General features: G+C 72.0%; 13 protein-coding genes. 2 read left to right on the top strand and 11 right to left on the bottom strand.

All coding sequences use genetic code 11. The features are described from left to right. Window positions 1–66: 66 nt before the first annotated feature. From ACGFJ2_RS44070 to ACGFJ2_RS44050, 5 genes are read right to left on the bottom strand one after another with little or no spacing between them, the layout of a single operon-like run. The gene (locus tag ACGFJ2_RS44070; protein WP_393478715.1) at window positions 67–2,319 is read right to left on the bottom strand and encodes an SWIM zinc finger family protein; all 2,253 of its coding nucleotides are present in this window, start codon (window positions 2,317–2,319) and stop codon (window positions 67–69) included. After that, on the bottom strand, window positions 2,316–6,506 hold the full coding sequence (locus ACGFJ2_RS44065; RefSeq protein WP_393478713.1) for a DUF5682 family protein: 4,191 nt from the start codon (window positions 6,504–6,506) through the stop codon (window positions 2,316–2,318). The genes ACGFJ2_RS44070 and ACGFJ2_RS44065 overlap by 4 nt, the downstream gene beginning before the upstream one ends. Continuing rightward, a complete protein-coding gene (locus tag ACGFJ2_RS44060; protein ID WP_358184328.1) occupies window positions 6,503–7,639 on the bottom strand; it encodes an AAA family ATPase in 1,137 nt (378 codons plus the stop codon). Before ACGFJ2_RS44060 ends, ACGFJ2_RS44065 begins: the two co-directional genes overlap by 4 nt. A 38-nt stretch (window positions 7,640–7,677) precedes the next feature. Continuing rightward, complete coding sequence (locus ACGFJ2_RS44055; protein WP_393478709.1) at window positions 7,678–12,642, bottom strand: DNA-binding protein; 4,965 nt, start codon at window positions 12,640–12,642, stop codon at window positions 7,678–7,680. 47 nt (window positions 12,643–12,689) lie between these two features. Beyond that, window positions 12,690–13,556, bottom strand: coding sequence for a DUF4132 domain-containing protein (locus tag ACGFJ2_RS44050; RefSeq protein WP_358184323.1), 867 nt, complete (start codon window positions 13,554–13,556; stop codon window positions 12,690–12,692). A gap of 331 nt (window positions 13,557–13,887) precedes the next feature. Here ACGFJ2_RS44050 and ACGFJ2_RS44045 point away from each other — a divergent pair, with 331 nt between their 5' ends. Next, window positions 13,888–14,211: a hypothetical protein gene (locus ACGFJ2_RS44045; protein WP_357954075.1), complete on the top strand. Its 324-nt coding sequence runs from the start codon at window positions 13,888–13,890 to the stop codon at window positions 14,209–14,211. 192 nt (window positions 14,212–14,403) lie between these two features. Then, on the top strand, window positions 14,404–15,717 hold the full coding sequence (locus ACGFJ2_RS44040) for a hypothetical protein (protein ID WP_357954077.1): 1,314 nt from the start codon (window positions 14,404–14,406) through the stop codon (window positions 15,715–15,717). 141 nt (window positions 15,718–15,858) lie between these two features. On the opposite strand, the gene ACGFJ2_RS44035 is transcribed toward ACGFJ2_RS44040, so the two are convergent. The 6 genes from ACGFJ2_RS44035 to ACGFJ2_RS44010 are packed head-to-tail and all read right to left on the bottom strand — an operon-like array spanning window position 15,859 to window position 21,516. After that, window positions 15,859–16,239, bottom strand: coding sequence for a universal stress protein (locus ACGFJ2_RS44035; RefSeq protein WP_393478705.1), 381 nt, complete (start codon window positions 16,237–16,239; stop codon window positions 15,859–15,861). Beyond that, window positions 16,236–17,735 carry a tripartite tricarboxylate transporter permease gene (locus tag ACGFJ2_RS44030; RefSeq protein WP_357954081.1) on the bottom strand — a complete coding sequence of 500 codons (1,500 nt, stop codon included), beginning with the start codon at window positions 17,733–17,735 and terminating at the stop codon, window positions 16,236–16,238. Before ACGFJ2_RS44030 ends, ACGFJ2_RS44035 begins: the two co-directional genes overlap by 4 nt. 16 nt (window positions 17,736–17,751) lie before the next feature. Then, the gene (locus ACGFJ2_RS44025; protein ID WP_357954083.1) at window positions 17,752–18,261 is read right to left on the bottom strand and encodes a tripartite tricarboxylate transporter TctB family protein; all 510 of its coding nucleotides are present in this window, start codon (window positions 18,259–18,261) and stop codon (window positions 17,752–17,754) included. After that, the gene (locus tag ACGFJ2_RS44020; protein WP_357954085.1) at window positions 18,258–19,247 is read right to left on the bottom strand and encodes a tripartite tricarboxylate transporter substrate binding protein; all 990 of its coding nucleotides are present in this window, start codon (window positions 19,245–19,247) and stop codon (window positions 18,258–18,260) included. The genes ACGFJ2_RS44025 and ACGFJ2_RS44020 overlap by 4 nt, the downstream gene beginning before the upstream one ends. 22 nt (window positions 19,248–19,269) lie before the next feature. Beyond that, window positions 19,270–20,562 (bottom strand): glucarate dehydratase family protein, encoded by a 1,293-nt coding sequence (locus ACGFJ2_RS44015; protein ID WP_357954086.1) that lies wholly within the window; start codon window positions 20,560–20,562, stop codon window positions 19,270–19,272. Between the two features lie 15 nt (window positions 20,563–20,577). Further along, window positions 20,578–21,516 (bottom strand): 5-dehydro-4-deoxyglucarate dehydratase, encoded by a 939-nt coding sequence (locus ACGFJ2_RS44010; RefSeq protein ID WP_357954088.1) that lies wholly within the window; start codon window positions 21,514–21,516, stop codon window positions 20,578–20,580. Window positions 21,517–21,549 lie beyond the last annotated feature (33 nt).

Below are 21,549 nucleotides of genomic sequence, written 5' to 3'. Positions count from 1 at the left end.
TGTGGTCCGCACGTCGGCGCGGCGTAGCAGATCGGCGGCTCATGACCGAAACTGCGACGCACCCGATCACCTGGCGTGATCCGTCTGCCAGGAGGCCTGGATCATGGCCCGTTCCGTGGCGACGAGGTGGGTGGCCGCGGCCAGCCACGCCCACGCGTACCGGTCGGGGCCGGAGTCCGCCAACCGGCCGAACACGTCGCGCGACCTGCGGTCGGCCTCTGCGGTGAGCTTGGTGGCCAGGTCGGCGGCGGAACGGAACCCGGCCCGGTGCAGCGGGGCGTGGGAGTCACCGTTGCGCGCCGACTCGGCCACCGCGCGTCGCCCGCCGGAGACGCCCAGCTCGACCAGCCGCCGAACCCGCCAGAGCGGTGCGCTCGCCACCGGGTCCACCTCGGTCCCGGCGCCCGGCTGCCCCGGCAGGCACGCCTCCTGCGGCGGGAGATGGGAGCCCTGCAGGCGGTCGTACCCGAGGTCGGCCCGGTCGTGCCATTCGGCCGGGAGGCGGAGCGTCGCCTCGGCGCCCGGCACCGGGCCCACCGCGAGCGGGCGCAGGGTGGCCGCCCGGTCGGGATCCACCCTGCCCACCACTCGCACCAGCAGACCGGGGCGGGACGCGAGCCGCTGGAGGTTGGCGACATGGGCCAGGTCGGGGTGGCTGGTGGCCGGGACGAGCCGGATCAGCGGGCCGTGCGCGCGTACCGGGCTCGGGGGATCGGCCGATGGTACGCCGTCGGGTATCACCCCGGAGGCGCCCAGGTGGTCTCCTTCGGGTCTTGGGACGTCCGCGTGGTCGCTTTCGGGTGGCAATTCGCGGGAGCCCAGGTGGTCACTCACCGGTAGTAGTTCGCGGGCGAGTACATGGTCGCCCGCCGCACCGATGATCACCAGGTCGCATCCGACTGGTTCGCGAGCCTTGTCCTCCGTGTCTGACTCGCTCCAGGCGTGCCCGGATAGCCGGGGGCCGGCCGCCTCCGCCAGCGGGCGGGCGAACAGGGCCGCCAGCGGCCCCTCCGTCCACGGCAGCCCCTTCACCGGGGTAGCCCGTACGCCGCCGCCCGCCCCCAGACGCCCGTCCGGCGAGATCGTGGCTCCGGTGATCAGCAGTCCCGCCCGTACCAACTGGGCGTGGTTCAGCATGGCGGGGCCGATCGAGACGGGCGCGGTGGCGGCCCCGCGGGCGCGGGCCGGACCGCCCGGTTTGACGTCTGCCACCGAGAACCATCGGCCATCCTCCGTGACGAGGTGGGTGACCACCCCGCCATAGCCGGTGGCACTGATCACCGGCTCCCGGAAGACGCCGTACACCCGCAGGCTCCCGCCCGGCTGATAGCTTCGGCGTACGCTGCCGACCAGCGCGGGGTCGGGGTCGGCCCCCGCCAGCCGGCCCGCGATGAGCAGGAGCTCGCGCAGCGCGGACACCAGGTCGGCGAGGCGGTGGCCCTCGTGTCGGGCCCGGGCCGCCCGCAGCCCGCGTACGACCCGCAGAGCGGCGGCCTCGGCCTTGGGCAACCCGGCCAGCCTGGCCGAGTGCGCGGCCCTGAGCAGCTCGGCCTGCGGCACCGCACCGGCCGCCGGCACTCCGGCCGACAGGATGGCCGCGGCGGCGGCCCACAGACTTGACGCGGCCGCCACCTGCGCGGAACCCGGCGCGGTTGCCGGCACTTGCCCGGCGCCTGGTCCCGCAGCCCCCTGAGCGACGCCTGCTCCCAAAGTGCCCTGAGCGGGGTTCCTCCCTGCGGCTTGAGCGGCATCCGTCCCCGATGCCTGAGCCGCGTTCGGACCTGCGGCCTGAGTGGCGTTCGGACCTGTGCCCTGAGTGGTGTTCGGGCCTGCGGCCTGGGTCGCGCCTGGCGCTGTGGTGCTCGCCTGCGCGGCACTTGGTCCGGCAATCGCCGCGTGCGCGGGCTCTGCGGCCGAGTCCGTGGGAGTCCCAACGGGCGCGGACCCCGCGACCATGTCGGTGCCGAGCGGGTCGGCACCTGCGAGGGAGCCGTCGGAGGTGTCCGCCTCCGTTAGCTCCGGGTCCGCCACCGGGCAGGCACTCAGTACGGCCGCGCGGTGCAGACACCGGGGGGCCAGGAGGCAGCTGCACCGCGCCTGGCCGTCGTCGGCGATCGCGCCGGACGGTCCCGGCGAGAGCGTGACCACGGCGTCCTCGCCACAGCTGATCCGGATGCCCTCGGCGTCGGCGACGACGGGCACGGCGGCGTACTGCTCGATCGCCGCGTCCAGCTTCTTGCGCAGCCGGGACGTGAGGCTCTCGACCGCGGCGGCGACCACCTGCGGCGCCACCGGCGGTAGCGAAGTGGGGGCGTTCATCGGTTCTCTCCCCTGAGGCGGTCGCCGACCCATCGGGCGAGGGCGAGCGGGCTGAGAGCGGCGACGGGCATGCCGGCCGCCACGAGCTGCTGGGCGACGGGAATCGAATAACGGGGTACGCCACTGTCGTCCAAGGCCGCGCACCCCAGCAGGTGGACACCGGACCCGGCCAGCGCCCGCACCTCGCCGAGCAGGCCCCCGATCGGGTAGCCCTCCTCGAAGTCGCTGACGACCACGACGAGCGTACGGCTCGGCACCGTGACCAGCGACCGGGCCCGGGCGAGTCCCGCGGCGATGTGCGTACCCCCGCCGACCCGCACTTCGAGCAGCAGGGACAGCGGATCGGCCACCCGGTCCGTCAGGTCGATCACCTGTGTGGAGAACGACAGGAAGTGGGTGGACAGTGTGGGCACGCCCGCCAGCACCGCGGCCGTCAGCGCGGACCACACCACCGACGCCTCCATCGACCCGGACACGTCGACCACCAGGATCAGCCGCCAGTCGGCCTCCTGACGGGAGCGGGTGCTGAACACCGGCCGTTCCGGGACGACCACGATCCGGCCGTCGTCGAGGCGGCGCGTGTGCGACAAATTGGCTCGCAGGGTGCGCGGCAGGTCGAGCCGCCCACCCGGACGGCGAGTCGGACGGGGGGTCGCCAGCCCGGTCATGGCGGGCCGCATTCGCGTCGCGAGCTCCTTGGTGAGTTCTTCCACCAGGCGGCGTACGAGTGGCCGCAGCTTGGCCACCTGTTGCTCCGGCAGGCCGCCCGCCAGCGAGAGTACGGAGGTCAGCAGTTCGACGGACGGCCGTACCGAGGCGGGGTCGAGCTCGCTGAGCACGTCGATGCGCCCGGCATCGGCTGCCTTGGCCAGCACCTCCTCCCGTACCTCGGTGCCGAAGAGGGCTTCCAGCTCCTCACCCCACTCACGGGCGGTGGGGAACGGGTGCTCCCTGCCGCCGGAGTCGCCGCCCGGCCCGAAGTCGTTGGCGCCTTCGCCGCGCCCCGCGCCGTACAGCTCGTCCAGGGCGCGCGCGTACGCACGAGCGTCGGCCGGGAGCCGCTCGGACTCCCGCCCGAGCAGCAACCGCCACCGGTCGGCCGGCAGCAGCCTCCGCTCAGCCCGCCCGTCCTCGTCGACCGGGAGCGGGGGTTCGGAGAGAGCCGCGCCGTCCAGCGACGACGGGAGTTCCGGATGAGCCGCGTCCACCTTGCCGCCCAGCGACGACTGCGGCTCGGAAAAGACCGCGTCCGCCTCCTCAGGGTGAGCTGTCTCCGGCTCCTCACGGTGAGCCGCCTTGGCCTCCCGCCCAGCCGGTACGGTCTGCCCGTCCGGCTTGTCGGATGCCACCGCCGCCACGGCGGGCATGGGGAGTCGGAGTGCGTTCAGGGCGGCCAGGCCGGCGGAGTCGGCGGCGGTCCAGAGGGCGAGGAGTGCGGGCGGCGCGTCCAGTGCCAGGTCGAGCCGGTCGCCGAGCCGCTCCGACACCGCCCCCAGCAACCGCGTACGGCCCGCCGGGCTGAGTGTGTCGAACCCACCGCGCAACGCCGGCAGCCGGTCGAGGAACTGCTTGTCCGACAAACCGTCCACACGGTCCATCAGCGGGTCGAGCGCCGCCGGCGCCGACTGGAGCAGCGGCCCCGCCGCCGTGAGTACGCCGGTCAGCAGGCGGATCAAACGCAGGCGCCCGTCCGGCCCGGTGGCGGTGTCGACCCAGCCGGCGGCCCGGTCGCCGAGCGCGTCGGCGCTGTCAAGGTCGAGCAGCACCCGGGCGGCCAGGGCCGCGCCCTGCATGAGCGGGGACGCGGTACGCGCCAGCACCGCCAAGGCGTCGTCCATCCGCAGCCCGAGGCGCTCTTCGCCGACCCGCGAGGCGAGGGCGACCAGCGCGACCGCGTCCTCCGGCTGGTCGCTGCCCGCCAGGCCGGGCAGGGCGCGGACCGCGGCCTCCAGCAGGGTGCCGACCAGTTCGGTGGCGTGCTGACGGTCTTCCGGCGTGGTGCCGGGGAGGTGCTGCCGGCGCAGCGCCTCCAACAGGTCGAGGGCATCGAGCAGTTCGGTGAGCGTGGCGGTGGCGGGCAGCGCGACGGCCGCGTCGGCGAGGCGGTCCGCGACCAGGTCGGGCAGGTCACAGCCGGCCGCGGCACGGAGCCCGTCGAGGATCAGGGCGCAGGTGGGTCCCCCTTCCGCGGATTCGCGGCGGAACGTCTCCCGCAACGTGCCGGCCGCCGCCTGGGCGAGGGTCACGCCGCGTACACCCGCCAGGTCGAGCAGGGCCGGTACGGCCGGGGTCCAGGCCATCCGCCATCTGGTGGTGAGCGCGGTTGAATCGCCCGTACCCACCACCTCGATCGGCTCGCCGTATCCGACGCCGCAGACCAGCAGGCGCCGCAGGAGAACCTCACGGCGCGCGTCCAGGTCGGAGCGGAGCGGGTCGAGGCGTAGCTCACGGCGTTCGGGATCGTCCGGGCACGGGAGCCTGAGCGCGGCGAGATCCGCCTCCACCGCTGGGCCGAGCCCCGAACGTGGTGTGCCAGGCGCGGTCCGGCCGCGTTCGGTGCCGACGAACACGATGTCGAGCGCCTTGGCCAGAGCCCGTCCCCTCCCCAGGGGCTCGCCCTGGCCGAGCACGGTCGTCACCGCCTCCAGCAGCTCGCCCCGGCCTGGGGCGGGCAGGCCGCGCAGCCGGGCCAGGTCGCAGGCGAGCCGCAGCGTCTCGACGGCCTCCCCGGTGCCCGCGGTGTGCCCGGCGGCGCGCAGCTCCCGGCACAGGTCGGTGATGGCGCGGGCGGCGCCGTCCCTGACCCGCTCGGGATCGCCACCCGCCACGAACACCGCCTGCTGCCAGCGCGGGTCACGGATCCCCGCCGGGTAGCCGGACCGCGAGTCCAGCAGGTCGAAGGCGTACGGCACCAGCGAAGTGACCGACGACGAACCGTCGCCCGCGGACGGGCTGATGATGCCACCGCCCGCGGACGAAGGAGTTGTCCCGCCGCCCGCCGACGAAGCAGCGGTTCCACCGCCCATGGACGAGCCAGGACCACCGCCAGCAGGCGAGCCAGCGGTACCGCCGCCTGCAGCCGAGCCAGTGGTGCCGCCGCTCGAAGGCGAAGGAGCGATACCGCTGCCCGAAGACGAGCCGGCACTACCGTGACCTGCGGACGGGCCGGTGTCACTATCCGTGTCGGGCCAGGTCAGCGCGGGTGCGTGGAAGGCGCCGACCACGGCGACGACTCGCCGGCCGCCGGTCGCGGCGCCCGCGATGACGCGGCGCATGTGCGCCTCGCGGGCCAGGTCCATGGCCGGGACGCCGCCTGCCGCCGCCGCGTCCCGGCGCAATGCCCAGCCGACGCCGAGGGCGGCGCGGCGGACCGCTTCGGGTTCGCAGCCGGGGGCGAGGACCTCCACGGCCCGGTCCCACATGTCGTCCCCATCGCGGCCGGTCCCTGCTGCGGCCAGTGCCTCGGCGAAGGACATACCTCGTGAGACCGCCCCACCCGCCGACGCCCCCGGCTGTGTGCCGGACTCCTCCGCTGAATCCGACGCCATGCCGGACTGATCCGCCATATCCGACGACGTGCCGGGTTCCTTGGCCGTACCCACCGGCGTCTCCTGCGACGTGCCGGAGCCCTCGGACAGGCCCGGCAGTGGGGCCTGATCGGTGGCGTGCCAGCCGGGGTCGGACAGCGGGAGGTCGCAGCAGAGCACCTCGGCGCCGCGCTTCCAAGCCCATCGAATGGCCGCCAGCTCCGGCGAGAAGTCGGCGAACGGGTAGAAACCCAACCCCCCGTCGCCACGTGCCCCCGCGAGGGCGACCGGTGCGACGGTTCCGGGGTCGGCCAGGTACGTCAGCCACGGCTGGAAGTCCGCGGGCAGTTCCACGCAGACCACTTCGGCGTCGGCGGCGTCCAGCAGCGCGGGCATGACCACCGCCAGCGCCGGGCTGTGGTGCCGCACCCCCAGCAGGTACGGCCGGGCGGAGGCAGCCAGTGCGTCGACCACTCGCCTGGGATCATCACCCCAGTCGTCGTCGGCTCCCTGAACGGACTGCGTAGCCTGTACGGATCGCACGGTCTGGGCGGATCGCACGGAGTCGGCGGTCTGGGCGGACCGGACAGACTCCACGGTCTGGCCCGCCTGGACGGCGCCCACGGACTTGGCGGGCGGATCGATGTCCTGGGTGGTCAACGGAGGTTCTCCCGCAGGTCCCAGAGGCGGCGCCACATCGCGGAGCCGTCCTCGGCCCGTCGTCGCACCGGCCCGTCCCAATAACCGAGGAGCCGCCCGTGATCAGCGGGATCGTCCTTGCGTACGACGCCCAGCAGGTGCCCCGGCACCAGGTCGAGGACGTCCCCCCTGGGCAGGTACGCCGCCGCGACCCCCAGCGAGGCCGCGACCTGTACGGCCTCGGCGGTGGACATGACCGTGCCGGGGCGCTCCACGTCCCAGCCCTCGGCCGAGCGCCCGGAGCGCAGGTCGCGGAAGACCGTGACCAGCGCGTCGAGCACGGCGTCGTCCACGCCGAAGGCGGCGCCCGCGCGCTGGACCACGGCGGTGGCCTGGCGGCGTACCAGGGTGGTCTCCGCTTCGGCGTCGGAGATGGGGTCGACGGTCTCGAAGTTGAACCGGCGCTTCAGGGCGGCCGACATCTCCGAGACGCCGCGGTCGCGCAGGTTGGCCGTGGCGATCACGGTGAACCCGGGCGAGGCCGCCACCTGGGCGTCCTCGGTGCCGGCGAGTTCGGGTACGCTGACCCGCCGGTCGGACAGGATCGACACCAGGGCGTCCTGTACCTCGGGCAGGCAGCGGGTGATCTCCTCCACCCGGGCGACGCGGCCGGAGCGCATGGCCGTGAGCACCGGGGAGTCGACCAGTGCGGCGGGGCTGGGGCCTTGGGCGAGGAGGAGGGCGTAGTTCCAGCCGTAGCGGAAGGCGTCCTCGGTGGTGCCCGCGGTGCCCTGCACGGTGAGCGCGCTGGTGCCGCAGACGGCGGCGGCCAGTAGCTCCGACAGCATCGACTTGGCGGTGCCGGGCTCGCCGACCAGTAGCAGGCCGCGTTCGCCGGCGAGGGTCACCACGCAGCGTTCGACGAGGGCGCGTTCGCCGACGAACTTGGTGGCCACCTTCATGCGGGACGTGGGCCCTTGCAGGGTCTCCTCGCCGCTGCCGCAGATGAAGGTCACCACCGCGCGTGGGGTCAGCGCCCAGCCGGGCGGGCGGGGGCCGTCGTCGTAGGAGGCGAGGAAGGCGAGCTCGTCGGCGTATCGCTCTTCGGCCGCGAGCACCTGCCGGGCCGGAGCCCGGTCTTCGGTCAAAGTCATGAGGTGAAGTCCTTAAGAGAGTCGGGGAGGGTGCGGGCTCAGCGTCGCCGTCCGCGCTTGACCTTGAGCTCCTCGAAGCGCGGAACATCGCCGTCGCGCACCCGCTGCCACGCCTTGGCGTAGAGGTCGGCGACGGGCTCGATCGGGATGCCGTCAAAGGTGGTCAGGTCGAACATGGCCAGCTTCCACTGCTCCAGCGGAAGGAGCGGCGCCGACTGCTCCGCCCACCCGCCGGGCAGGAACAGCGTGCGCGCCGCCCGGCTGCGGCTCGCCTCGACGACGAGGTCGGTCGCGGCCAGCTCGGCGCGGGCCGCCTTGAGGCGGGCGGGCTTCCAGCCCGTCCACCGGGCGATGTTGCGGTCGGTGGGGTCGGGCAGGGCCAGCAGCATCAGGTAGTGGGCCGCGGCGTCCTCGCCGAGCCCGTACTCCTTCGCCACCTCGATGACCAGATCGGGCACGGACCGGGTGGGATCCTGCGGCCACCACGTCCCGTCCGCGTCCCGCTCCCCCTGCACCGGGTCGCCGGGGTCGGCGAGCAGTGCCGCGAACCGCGGGTCGCGGGCGGTCCGGAACGCGATCTCGACGGGGAACGGCTCCTCGGTGCCGAGCAGGGCGCGCAGGTACGGATCCTCACCCGCCGCGTCCAGCAACGCCACGCGGATGCCGGGAGCGGGTCTGTCGTCATGGGTGGCCATGACGACGGCGCCGTATCTCTCGTAGCCCTGGCCGGTCTCGGTCGGGGCTCCCGCTGCCTTCCTGAACGCGGGCAGGTCGACGTAGCGGCCCAGGTCGAGCATCAGGTCCGGGTTGGCCAGCCGGTCGCGGACCGCGGCCAGCGCCGCCGGCAGCGCGGCCCGGATCGGATCTCCGGCGGGCAGCCGGTACGCCAGCCACCGCGCGGTGGTGACGGCCGCGACCAGCGAGCTCGTGGTGAACCCGGTGGCGTTGTCGTCGACGGGTGCGACCCGGTCACCGCGTACGGTCCAGGCCAGGTCGTGGCTCAGCTCCGGCGAGGTGGCCGGGTCGAGCAGGGCCCGCAGTGCCCGGCTCGTGTCCCAGCCGGTTCGCACCGCGCGAGCCGCCTCCCCGAGCAGCCATTCGGGAATCGCCGCCTGCGACCCGACCTTGTCGTTCCACAGCGCCGCCCCGGCGGCCACGTCCGGGCCGTCGCTCCAGAGCCGGGCCGGGTCGCTGGGCAGGAGCGCCGCGACGACCGCCCGCCGGATGCCGGCGTCCGTCTTGCGCAGCTCGTCCCTTGCCACGGTGGCATCGGCTAGTTTCACGCCGATCGTGGTACGGATTTCCTTGGTGAGGAAGTTGCGCTCGTGCGTGTCCACGGACGGCAGACCCGCCACGATGAGCCGGGCCATCGTCTCGGAGACGCCGGTGAGCCGGGCGAACTCCTCGGCCGCCTCGGGCCGCCAGGGCGCCGGTCCCCGCGCGGCCAGCTCGGTGAAGAGCGCCTCCAGCCAGCCCGCCTCCCGCGCCACCCCGACCGGGACCGAGGACCGGGCCGTATAGGGGTGGGGGACGTCGAACCGCCCGGCCGGGTCGTGGAACAGCACCGTCCACACGCAGCCGGAGTCGTCCGGGGATCCCGAGCTCACGAAGGCGAGGAACGCGCCATCCTCCAGCGGCAGGGCCCCGAGCCAGTTGCCGTCGCGCCAGTTGCCGTCGGGCTTGATCAGATGGCGCTTGTCGAGGTGCAGGTCCATTCGTCGCCAGCGGGACGGATCGGACGTGGTGGGCAGTCCGAGCTCGCTCAGTACGCGGAGCAGCTCGTGCAGCGTGGCGCGGTGTTCCTGCTCGACCGTCACCGTCGCGACGCGGAAGGCCAGGGCGGCGGTGTCGTCGAGCACCAGATCCCATCGCAGACCCGAGTCCGGCAGGGCCGGCAGGTCGAGGTGAGTGCGGCCCAACCTCGACGAGGACGAGGCCGCCAGTGCGGGGCCCGGCTCCAACCGCCCCGACGCCAAGCCTCCGGACGCCGACACTCCAGACGCCAGGGCTCCCGGCTCAGACGGAGCCGATGCCGACGCCAGCCGCCGCCCGATCGTCTGGATCTGCTGGAAGGCGCCGTCGGCCCGCAGGCGCCAGGAGTATTCGACGAAGTCGCCGAGCCCCCGGAGCGCCTGGTCGAGCAGGGAGTCCGCGGGACCGGCGGGCGCCTGCTCCTGGTGTCCGCCGGCGAGCGCCTCGGCGAGCCTGGCCGCGACGGTGTGCAGCGAGGTCTGCTGGGTCCCGGCGAAGCGGACGACCCCCGCGATGCCGGCCACGAGCGCGTCATGGCTGACCTGCGGAAGCAGGGTACGGATCCGCGCCTCCAGGTCTTCCTCCCCGGCGACCGCCAGCAGGGCCGCCGCCGTGTCCAGGTCGAGGGCGCGCAGGGCCGCGGAGCCCTCCGGATCCCTCGGGCGCAGGTAGCACCAGTAGCGCACCGGCGGCAGGATGAGGCTGCCCATGGCGAAGTGGCCGGGGGCGTCGTCCGTGCGGGCCACGGCCGTGACCACGCCGTCCGGATCGACCAGGTTGAGCCGGTAGCCCCCCTTGACGATGGTCCGCGGCCGGTCGTCCCCGGGGAACATCAGGACGCGCGCCGGCGTCCCGGCGTCGGGCGCCAGGGTGAACGTACGGCCGGAGATGTCCTCACCGCGCATCGACCCGTCGGGCAGCCGCACCACGCGCCAGCCGAACAGCCCGCCCACGGGAGTGCCCACGGGGGTGGCCTCGTCCGAGGGCGCGGGAAGCACCCATCCCGCGTGGAACTCGGTGCCGGCCGGGGCGTCGCGGAGCGCGTCGGCGAGGAAGGCGGGCATGCCCTTCCTGCCCACCTGTCCGCCGGCCGGGTCGTACTCGTACCAGTCTCTGGTGCCGTGATCGGAGCCGTCCCAGGTCCACACCCAGTAGGAGGTGCCGTCGGTGATCACCGACGACTCCTCGGGGAGTGCCGTGTCGCCACGGTGCAGCACCCCCTGACCGGTGGTCCGTCCGCCGCCGGGCAGGGGCAGGGTGACCGCGTCGTCGCCGCGGTACCAGTCCATGCGCGTCCCGCGGGTGTTGGTGGCGCCCTCCATCGGGTGGAGACGGTCAGGGGCGGTGTGCCAGTAGCCGCGCAGCCGATAGTCGAGGTCGCGGGACTGCCAGTAGACGAGCAGCTCGCCGTCCACATAGTGCAGGCCGATGTCGCTCCAGGTGTCTCCGGACGGGATGCGCAGGTCATGAGTGAGCACGGTGCCCTCGGGACCGAGCACCCGGGCCTGCGCGGCGCCCGCCGTGAGCAGGTACGGCCAGGCGTCGGCGACGACGATGTCGTCGACGTCCTTCTTCGGTACGAGCGACGCGGCCGCCTCCTCCCAGGCCGGCCAGCCCAGCTCGTCGAACAGCCCGGCCCGCAGGGTGCGGGCGAGCACCGGCGCGATCTGCGCCGCCGCCGCCCGGCGTACGTCGTCCTCGGCCAGGACCAGCGCCTCGCCCGGCAGCCAGGCCAGCCGCCGCAGGGCGTCGGGCAGGTCCGGCAGCCCGGCGGCCGTGGAGCGCAGGGCCACCTTGCGGGTCCATTCGGCCAGCATCGGCCGGCCGCCGGGGGAGGCGGCCAGCAGGCGGACGGCCCGCCGGCCGTCCTCGTCGTCGCTGAAGCCGTCGGCCGCGCGCTCGAAGGAGGGCCGGAACCGGGCGTCGGCGGCCAGGGCGACCAGGTCGCGCTGCCCCTCCCCCTTCGCCCAGGGCTCCAGCCGCAGCGAGTCGCCGTCATCGGGATCGCGTACCGGAATGTCGAGGGCCAGCAGCAGGTCGAGCAGGTCGACGTCGTAAGCGACCGTCAGTGTCCGCCGCTGCGCGGTCAGTTCGGCGCGCAGTTGATCGGCCGCCCGCTCCACCAGCGTGTAGAGGGCGGGCAGGCGGGACGGCACCCGCCAGCCGTAGTTGCGCGCCTTCAGGAAGCGTTCGAGCCAGCCGGCGGTGCCGTCGCCGGGCCGCTCCGGCACCTGGCCGGAGACCAGCCCGGCGGTGGCGCCGGACGCCTCGAGGATCTCCAGCCACAGGCCCGCCAGCTCGTTGTCCCGGGCCTGCGGCATGATGTTCAGCAGCGTCACCCGCACCTCGGGCTCGCGCGACGCCAGTGCCGCGATCCCCGTACGGTGCGCCTTCCACCAGCCCGTCGCGGCCCGATGGGCGGCCGGCAGGGCGAGCAGCTCGGCCAGGTAGGCCTGCTCCCCCGCGTCCACGTCGACTCCGGCGGCCTTGGCCAGGCGGCGCAGGTCCGTCGTCATCTGCGCCGACGGCGGCAGCCCGCCCGCCGTGCGCCGTACGCACAGCCGCGTGAAGCGGCGCAGCGCCTCGTCGGCGGTCACCCGGGTGGCCAGCTCCTTCGCGTAGCCGGACAGCACCTTGACCGGCAGCGCCCCCGCCAGCGCGAACTCCAGGAACACCTCGTCGAGCCGGTCCTCGTCCACGGCGAGCCCGTGCTGCGCCTCGGCCCGGCGCGCGCTGGCGAACATCTGCGCGGCGTAGACGGCGTTCTCGACGCCCAGGAACACCCGGCCGCTCTGCTCGTAGAACGTGGGCAGGAAGTGGGGCACGGAGGCGGCCAGCTGAGCGGCCAGCTGCTGGTAGGCGTCGAGCGCGGCCTTCGGCTTGGACTTCGCCTGCCGGGCCGCGCGCTCCAGCTCCGGCACGACGGCGAGCGCGTGATGCCCGTCTTCGGGGTGGTGCACGAGCACCCATTCGGGGAAGCCGAGCGAGCGCCGCAGGCCCAGGCCGACCTCGGCGGGCTCCCCGTCGGGCGCCAGGCCCAGGAAGCTCGCGGCCAGGTCCTCGGCCGAGCCGAGCTCCCCGGCGACCAGCCGCACGACCACCCGGTCGTCCAGCCCGGGATGGCGGTAGGTACGGGCGGTCATCGGCACCGCCCGCTCGCCGCCCCCCTCGGTGCCGAGCGGCAGCACGGCACCGGCCTTCAGCAGCTCCGCCGCCTGAGACGCCGTCTGCGGTTCTGTTGCCTGAGACATGGTTGCCTGAGACATGGTGGCCTGAGACATGGTGGCCTGAGACATGGTCACGCGTCCTTCCCCTCTTCGACCCGCCGCCCGGCGTAGAGCGCCGCGGCCATCCGCATCCCCTCCGACCAGGCCACCGGCCCGACCTCGCGCAGCGGCAGTGTCCTGCCGTCGAGGTCCTGCCAGCTCAGGTCGCCCGTCGTCATCTCGCCGTCCCAGTAGGGCTCGCCGATCCAGACGGTCGCCTCCGACAGGCTGCCGCCGTCGCGGACCCGGCAGGTGGCGTAGCCGCCGGAGACCCGGTAGCCGAGCGCGGTGGCCCGCGCGGCCAGGCCGAACCTGGAGTCGTAGGTGCCGCCGGAGAACTCCGACACGGCCGTCTCCGTCGCCTTGAGGTCGGCGGGCTTGCGCCAGGTGGCCCGGTGGATCTGCTCGACCTTCTGGACCACGCCCAGCTCCGCGGCGAACTCCCGCAGGTCGTCCAGGTCGGGCAGCAGCACGGGATGCGGCAGGGTCACGGTCCGCGGCGACAGGCGTACGGTCTCGCCGTCGAGGTTGACCACCCGCAGCTCTCCGGTGTCGGTGGCGTCCCGCAGGAAGCCGACCTCGTCGGGGTCGTCACCGACCACGGCCAGGTCCCGCAGGGCCGACTGCCACGCCTCGTCCGGCCACACACGGGCCAGCAGCCCGGTCGGCACCGGCAGGGAGGAGACCATCCAGAGGTCCACCTGCGCCACGCACGCGGTGGCGTGCCGGTCGAGCCACTCGGCGAAGCGGCGCAGCCGGTCCACCTCGGGGTGATCGCGCAATGCCTTCGGCAGCGACTTCAGCTGCCGTCCCGCCGCCCGGCCGGAGGTGGCTCGCGCCGCCACCCGGCCCTCTATGAGGGCGACCTCATACCCGTCGCCCGCTGCCAGCCAACCCAACGGTCCCCGCCTTTCACCGTGCACGAACGTCGAATGAGCAGGGGTTTTCCAGCCCCTGCTGTGCAACTGCGCCGAACGTTAGCGACCCCGACCGACAAACCCGTTCGCGGTCCTCCAGAGGCTCCGACGGCGCGCACGGGGGTGGGGTGGCGAGCCGTTCGCGGGCTGTTTTGTCGCCCTGCGAAATGCGGTGATCCGTCAGAGATGGCTGGTACGGTACCGGTTTTCTGCTGAATACCGGGACTTTTCCCATGCGCGGACATATTGCATAGGAAACTTTCCTAATAGATACTCCGGATGAAGCGTCCAACCCCCCGAATCTGGAGTCGCCGTGCTTCGTCGTGTCCTCACCCTGACCTCGGTCGCCGCCGCCACCCTGATCACCCTCGCCCTGCCCGCCCAGGCGGCCGAAGTGGACGTCACCTTCGGGCCGACGTCGATCGGCGACTACTGCCACGCGAAAGTCAGCTCGGCCTCGTGGATCGGCTTCTACGAGGCGGGCGGCCTCAGGTGCTACGCGAGCGGCACCGGCGGCCCGCCGCAGTACGCCGGATCCGGCGACCCCTACCTGGCGTGCAAGTTCCTCACCACGGAGGTCGTCATGAGCGCCAGGCGGGGCACGTCCGACGCCCTGGTGTGCAGGGTGATCGTCTAACGCCCCTTTGGGGAGGGTATTCGGCTTCCTTACATGTTCCGGATACAAAATGGTCATTTTGGGTGTCGAAATTATCCAGGCATCGCGGTTACAGTGACCCCGCAAGCCAGATGATCTTCATCTGGCTTCTTCGTCACCGCGATCAGGAGGCTGAGAACTCAGTTGCGCGCCTGGAATTTATCGACCCGAAACTTGACGTCGTACGCGGCGGGTGTGGCGGCCCTCGCGTTAGCGTTCGCGGGGGCCGTCGCGGCCCCCGCCTCCGCGGATGACATCGACACCTACTACCTCGACAGCGTCAACGGCAACGACTCGGCCGCCGGCGACTCCCCGGAAACGGCGTGGAAGACGCTGGCCAAGGCGTCCGCGGCGAAGCTGGAGCCGGGCGAAAAGCTCATGCTCAGCCGCGGCAGCACGTGGTCCGGGCAGCTGGAAATCACCGAGTCGGGCGACGCGGACAACCCGATCGTCGTCGACGCCTACGGCACGGGCGCCCGTCCGGTGCTCAAGGACGACATCGAGGCCTGCCTGTACCTCGGAGGCAGCCACATCGAGGTCTACAACCTGCAGGTCGGCGTGGACTCGGACCAGGGCCGTTGCTCGTGGGCGGGGATCAAGGTAGGCGGCAGCAACAACGTCATCGAGCAGAACTACATCACCGGCGCGGCGGCGGGCGTCTACATCGAGACGAGTGCCCGGTACACCGCGGTGACCAGCAACGAGTTCGTCAACAACAACTTCATGAGCAAGCTCACGCCGCAGGAGGAGAACGACAACGACGACTCCGGCGCGTTCGCGATGCTGGTGCAGGGCGACGACTCCAACATCGGCTGGAACACCATCACCGGATCGGTGGCCTTCAGCTACGACTACGAGTTCGACGGCGCGGCGGTGGAGATCTTCATGGGCTCCCGCAACTACGTCCACCACAACCTCGCGCTCGACAACGACACCTTCACCGAGCTGGGCACCAGCCGCAACGACGACGGATCGACGAACGACCCCGACGGGACCTCCGGCAACGTCTTCGAGTACAACGGCATCTACGGAGACAGGACCCGCTCCGGCATCGTCACCCGCGGCCCGGTCAAGGACAACGGCGAGATCGAGACGAACGGCCCGGTGTTCAGCACCGTGTTCCGCAACAACTCGATGAACCTGCCCAACTCCGACGCCGAGGGCGTCGTCTGCTACGCGAGCTGCACGAACGCGCACTTCAAGCTCTCGCAGAACATCGTCGTGGCCGGGAAGAAGAGCGCCTACGCTGACTCCACCTTCACCGCCAACGACCACAACGTCTTCTACGGCGGCCAGTACCAGATGACGGCCGGCACCGCCAACGTGCGCAAGGACCCGAAGTTCGACACCGACCCGAGCAGGCCCCTGCGGCTGCTGAGCGGGAGCCCGGCGATCGGTCTGGGCGTCAAGAAGTTCAACCCCATCGACCTGGACGGAGCCCCGGTGGGCGGGAACGGCACCATCGAAGCCGGGGCCTACGAGTACTGAGGCCGTTACTAAGGCCGATCGCGCACTACGGCCGTCAGAAGGCCGCCATCGAGGCGCATTTGCTCGACCGCGCCCACCGTGACGGCTTCCCGGCCACCGTCATCCATCCCGGCCACATCACCGGCCCGGGATGGATGCCGGTCAACCCGGCTCCTTGACCGCGAGCACCGGACAGTTCGCTTCGAGCAGGATCCGCTGGGCGCTGCTGCCCATGATCAGTTTGCCGACCGGTGAGCGCCTGCGCAGCCCGATGACGATCAGGCTCGCCGAGGCCGCCTGCGCCGCCGCGAGCACGGCCTCGGCGACGTCGTCCTCGGCCACCTGCTCGAAGTCGTACGCCACCTCCTCCGGGACCAGGCGCTTGATCTCCGCCGCGTCCGCGGTCGAGGCGTCGACGTAGGCGCCGGGCCGCGAGACGTTGAGGATCTTCAGCGGCGCCCCTCGGAGCGCGGCCTCCGCGATCGCGTGCTCGAGCGCGACCCGGCCCAGCGGGTTGGGCACATATCCCACGATGACCGTCATGCTGTGGCCTTTCTGCGTTGCTTACGGAGAGCCCGGCTCAGGGGCGGGACGACGATGATGAGCAGGATCGCCACCAGCAGCGTCGCGGCGATCGGCTGGCCGAAGAAGCCGGTCAGCTGGCCGTCGAACAGGCGCATCGAGCGCCGGAAGGACGACTCCAGCAGGCTGCCGAGAACGAAGGCCAGCACCAACGGCCCCGGCTCGAAGCCGACCTTCTTCATCAGATAGCCCACGATCCCGAGGCCGACCATCAGGAACATGTCGAAGACGTTCAGGCGGACGGTGTAGACGCCGATCATGGTGATCAGGATGGTCAGCGGCGCCAGGATCGCCGCTCGGATGCGCAGGATCTTGACGAAGATCCCGATCAGCGGCAGGCTCATGGCCAGCAGCAGGATGTTGCCGACGTACATCGAGTTGACGACGCCCCAGAACAGGTCCGGCTTCTCCTGCACCAGCAGCGGCCCCGGCGTGATGCCCTGGAGCAGCAGCGCGCCGAACATGATGGCCATGGTCGCGTTCGCCGGGATACCCAGGGTGAGCAGCGGGATGAAGGAGGACGTGGCGGCGGCGTTGTTGGCGGTCTCGGGTCCGGCGACGCCCTGGATGGCGCCCTTGCCGAACCGTTCGGGGTGCTTGGCGGTCTTCTTCTCCACCGCGTACGCCACCATCGACGACATGGTCGCCCCGCCGCCCGGCAGGATGCCGAGGATGAAGCCCACCAGCGAGCCGCGGGTGATGGCTCCCTTGGACTCGCCGAGGTCCTTGCGCGAGGGATAGACCGAGCCGACGCTGGGAGCGGGGGCGCTCTTGCCGCGCAGCGACTCCAGGCTGTAGAGGATCTCGCCGACGCCGAACAGGCCCATCGCGACGATCACGAAGTCGATGCCGTCGAGCAGCTGGTCGCTGCCGAACGTCAGGCGCGAGGTGCCGGCCAGCGGGTCCTGGCCGATGGTCGCCAGAAGCAGGCCGACGGTGGCCATCAGGATGCTCTTGGTCGTGGAGCCGGTGCCGAGCGTCGAGACCAGCAGGATGCCCAGCAGCGCCAGCGCCGTGTACTCGGCGGGGCCGAAGTCCAGCGCGAACCCGGCCACCAGCGGCGCGACGAAGGTGAGCGCGATGATCGCGACCGTGCCGCCGATGAAGGAGCCGATCGCCGCGATGCCGAGCGCGGAGCCGGCCCGCCCCTGTCTGGCCATCTCGTGGCCGTCGATCGCGGTCACCACGCTGGACGCCTCGCCCGGCAGCCGCAGCAGCACCGAGGTGATCGTGCCGCCGTACTGGGCGCCGTAGAAGATGCCCGCGAGCATGATGATCGCGGCCGTCGGCTCGATGTTGTACGTGACCGGCAGCAGGATCGCGATCGTGGCGGCGGGCCCGAGGCCGGGCAGGACGCCAACGAGCATGCCCAGCGTGACGCCGAGCAGGCAGTAGAACAGGTTCTCCGGTTGGAAGACGACCCCGAACCCGGCGATCACCGGGGAGAAGAAATCCATGGTCAGCCGATCTGGTTCAGAAGGGCAGGATGTGCGGAAGTGACACGCCCAGCCCGGTGACGAACAGCAGGTAAAGGACGGCGGTCGAGCCGAGCGAGATGATCACGGTCATCCGCCAGCCCTCTCGTCCGAGTCCCTTCAGCCACAGGACGAGCAGCGCCACCGTGGGGATCTCGAAGCCGATCCGCTCGAACAGCAGCGCGTAGCCCACGAGGGACACCGCCGCGACGACGACGATCAGGGCCTCGCGGGTGAAGGTCTCCTCCTCGCCGGTCGGCCCGGACCGCAGCACGAGCACCGCCGCGGTCACGACCATGGCGACGCTGACGGCCAGCGGCCACAGCCCGGGGCCCGGGTTGGACAGCGTGCCGACCCCCAGGCTCCACGACATGATCCCGGTGATCACGCCGATGGCGAGCGGGATGAGCGCCGCGACGATGTTCTGCCGGCGGGCGTAGGCCGGAGTCGGCGGGGTGGGAAGCCCGTCCTCCTCCGGCACGCCTTCCTCGGGTACGACGCTGGTCATTGCTGGCCCGTGAGGTCGATCCCGAGCTTCTTCGTCAGCGCGGCGAACTCGCCCTGGGCCTTGGTGAGCTGCGTCTTGACCTCATCGCCGCCGACCTCCCAGCGGCCGATGTAGTTGGACTTCAGCAGCTCGCCGTACTCGGGCGTGGCGATGGCCTTGTCGATGGCGCCGGCCAGCTTGTCGCGTACGTCGGCCGGCAGCCCGGCGGGCGCGGCCACGAACCTGCGCTGGTCCACCACGACGTCATAGCCGGACTCGGTGGCCGTCGGCGTGTCGGGCAGCGCCTCGACGCGCTTGGTGCCGAACACGGCCAGCGCCCGGAGCTTGCCGGACTGGACGTGCTTGGCGGCCTCGGCGATCTGCACGGACGCCGCGTCGACCTTGCCGCCCAGGACCGCGGTGATCGTGGGGGCGCCGCCGTCGAACGGCACCGGCGTCGCCTTCACCTTCGCCACCCCGAACAGCAGGGCCTGCGACAGCTGGCTGCCCGTCCCCGCGCCGGTGGTGCCGTACTTGATGCCGTCGGCCGCGAGCAGGTCCTTGAGCGACTTGTACGGCGAGGTGGCCGGCACGACCAGGGCGTAGTCCTCGACGGCCAGTCCCTTGACGAAGGTCATGTCCTCGAGCTTGATGGCGTCGGGGTCCTGGACCATGAGCGGCCCGATGGCGAACAGCGACTGCGGCATCACGGCCACCCGGTAGCCGTCGGGCTTGCTGCTGAAGACGTCCTTACCGGCGATCTTGCCGTTGGCGCCCGGCTTGTTGACCACCACGGCGGGCTTGCCGAGCGGCTTCTCGATGCTCTTGGCCAGGGCGCGGGTGACCAGGTCGGTGCTGCCGCCCGGCTCCGTCGGGACGGTGAACTCCACGGCCTTGCTGGGGTAGGCGGCGCCATCGCCGGCACCGCCGCCCTTGACCGAGCAGGCGGACATGGCGACCACTGCCAGCAGGGCGCCACCGATGCGCAGGCCGATCGTGGATGACATTCTCATCAGAGTGTTCTCTCTTTCACCAGCGTGGAAGCGGGGGCTGGACCCACGTGGGGTCGGCCACGCGCATGGCGGCCACATCGTCCCTGTCGCGGAAACCGCTGAGCTCGCTCCAGCGTTCGTGCAGGGTGGCCAGGGCGTCGCGGTCGAGTTCGACCCCGAGGCCAGGGGCGTCGGACACCTCGAGGGCGCCGCCGACGAAGCGGTGCGGCTGGGTGATGACGTCCTCGGTCTGCCAGGGCCGGTGGCTGTCGCAGGCGTACTCCAGGTCCGGAATGACGCTGGCGACGTGAGTCATCGCGGCGAGGCTGATGCCGAGGTGGGTGTTGGAGTGCATCGACAGCGCGACCCCGTAGGTGCGGCACAGCGCCGCGAGCTCGCGCGTGGCGTGCAGGCCGCCCCAGTAGTGATGGTCGGACAGCACCACCTGGACGGCGTCCTTGGCGAACGCCTCGGGGATCTCGCCGAACGTGGTGACGCACATGTTGGTGGCCAGCAGCGCGCCGGTCCTGGCGCGTACCTGCGCCATGCCGTCGATGCCGGTGGTCGGGTCCTCCAGGTACTCCAGCAGGCCGTCGAGCTCCTCGGCGACGCGCACGCTCGACTCCAGCGACCAGCCGCCGTTGGGGTCCAGGCGCAGCGGGTGGTCGGGGAAGGCTTCGGCCAGCGCCTTGATGGCCGCGATCTCCTCTTCGGGCGGGAACACGCCGCCCTTGAGCTTGAAGGAGCGGAATCCGTAGGTGTCGGTGAAGCGCCGCGCCTGGCGTACGACGCCTTCGGGGTCGAGGGCGGCACCCCAGTCGTCGCGCGGCGCGTCCTCCATCGGGTGCTCGGCCCAGCGGTAGAACAGGTAGCCGCTGTAGTCGACCCGGTCGCGCACCTTGCCGCCGAGCAGCGCGTGCACGGGCAGGCCGAGCGTCTTGCCGAGCGTGTCCAGGCTGGCGACCTCGAAGGCCGAGACCACGCTGCGGACGATCTTCTCGTTGGTACGGCTGCCGCGCAGCCCGGCCGGGTCGAACTCGTTGATCGTGCCGGGCGTCAGCCCCGCCGAGTCGTAGGCCAGCTCGTGCAGCCCGTTCAGCGCGGTGAGCGGCCGGCCGATGACGGCCTTGGCGAGGTTGCGCGCCACCTCCAGGTATTCGGTGTCGCCGTAGGTCTCGCCGACCCCGGTGGCGCCGCTGTCGGTCTCGAGCTCGACGATGGTGCGCGGGGTGTACGGCTGGTGCACGCCGAGGACGTTGAGCAGCGGCGGGTCGCTGATCAGGATCGGCGTGACGGTCGCCTTGACGATCCGAGGGATGGGTTGCGACATATGGGGATTCCTTCCTTACCGGACGAGGTCGAGGCCAGTGTCCAGCAGGGCGCGGAGCTGTTCCAGGTGCTCGGGCGGGGGGTCGGCGAGCGGGGCGCGTACGGAGCCCACGGGCACTCCCCGCAGCTTAGCCGCGGCCTTGACCAGCGAGACTCCGTAACCGATGCCCTTGTCGCGCAGCTCGACCAGGGGGACGTAGAAGCGGCTCAGCAGCAGCTCGACCCGCTCGTGGTCGTCGGCGTGGAAGGCCTGGAAGAAGTTCTTGGCGATCTCGGGGGCGAAGGCGTGCACGGCGGAGGAGTAGGCGGGCACGCCGATGCTCCGGTAGGCGCGGGCCTGCATCTCGGCCGTCGCGGCGCCGTTGAAGAACAGCCACTCCGGCGGCGCGGCCAGCTTGAGCCGCTGCAACTGGTCGAGGTCGCAGTGGCCGTCCTTGAGGCCGATCACGTTCGGTATCGCGGCCAGCCCGGCGATGCTGCCCACCGCCACCTTCATCTGGGCGCGCTGGTAGACGATCACGGGCAGCGAGGTACTGGCGGCGACCCGCCGTACGTGCTCGACCAAGCCCTCCTGGGGCGCCTCCACCAGATAGGGCGGCATCAGCAGCAACGCGTCGGCCCCGGCCCGCTCGGCGATGGCGGCGAACCGGGCGGCCTGGGCCCAGCCGTAGCCGGCCCCCACGACGACCGGCAGCGCTCCGGCCGCCTCCTCGACCGCGGCCGTGACGACCCTCTCGTACTCGTCCTCGGCCAGGGAGAAGAACTCCCCCGTCCCGCAGCATGGGAACACCGCGCCGGGACCGGCCGCGATCTGGTCGCGGAGGTAGGCGCGGAAGGCGTCGATGTCCAGGGCCCCGTCGGCGTCGAAGGGCGTCAGCGGGAACGACAGAACGCCGGTCTCCATACCCCGCCGAAGCCTGGCGCGTACATCATCACTTGTATACGTATCGGTCATCCTGTCTCCATATGTAGATGCCTGTTACGTGGC

Source organism: Nonomuraea sp. NPDC049028 (assembly GCF_043197735.1).
In the GTDB taxonomy this organism is placed as follows: Bacteria; Actinomycetota; Actinomycetes; order Streptosporangiales; family Streptosporangiaceae; genus Nonomuraea.
Note: the sequence above shows the minus strand (reverse complement) of the source record. Positions and strands in the feature narration are given on the sequence as shown.

What these genes read in the sequence shown, in the direction of transcription:
- ACGFJ2_RS44010 (WP_357954088.1), bottom strand. Translation starts at nt 21,516, where the DNA reads ATGACCGATACGTATACAAGTGATGATGTACGCGCCAGGCTTCGGCGG.
- ACGFJ2_RS44070 (WP_393478715.1), bottom strand. Translation starts at nt 2,319, where the DNA reads ATGAACGCCCCCACTTCGCTACCGCCGGTGGCGCCGCAGGTGGTCGCC.
- ACGFJ2_RS44035 (WP_393478705.1), bottom strand. Translation starts at nt 16,239, where the DNA reads ATGACGGTCATCGTGGGATATGTGCCCAACCCGCTGGGCCGGGTCGCG.
- ACGFJ2_RS44030 (WP_357954081.1), bottom strand. Translation starts at nt 17,735, where the DNA reads ATGGATTTCTTCTCCCCGGTGATCGCCGGGTTCGGGGTCGTCTTCCAA.
- ACGFJ2_RS44025 (WP_357954083.1), bottom strand. Translation starts at nt 18,261, where the DNA reads ATGACCAGCGTCGTACCCGAGGAAGGCGTGCCGGAGGAGGACGGGCTT.
- ACGFJ2_RS44020 (WP_357954085.1), bottom strand. Translation starts at nt 19,247, where the DNA reads ATGTCATCCACGATCGGCCTGCGCATCGGTGGCGCCCTGCTGGCAGTG.
- ACGFJ2_RS44055 (WP_393478709.1), bottom strand. Translation starts at nt 12,642, where the DNA reads ATGTCTCAGGCAACAGAACCGCAGACGGCGTCTCAGGCGGCGGAGCTG.
- ACGFJ2_RS44060 (WP_358184328.1), bottom strand. Translation starts at nt 7,639, where the DNA reads ATGACTTTGACCGAAGACCGGGCTCCGGCCCGGCAGGTGCTCGCGGCC.
- ACGFJ2_RS44015 (WP_357954086.1), bottom strand. Translation starts at nt 20,562, where the DNA reads ATGTCGCAACCCATCCCTCGGATCGTCAAGGCGACCGTCACGCCGATC.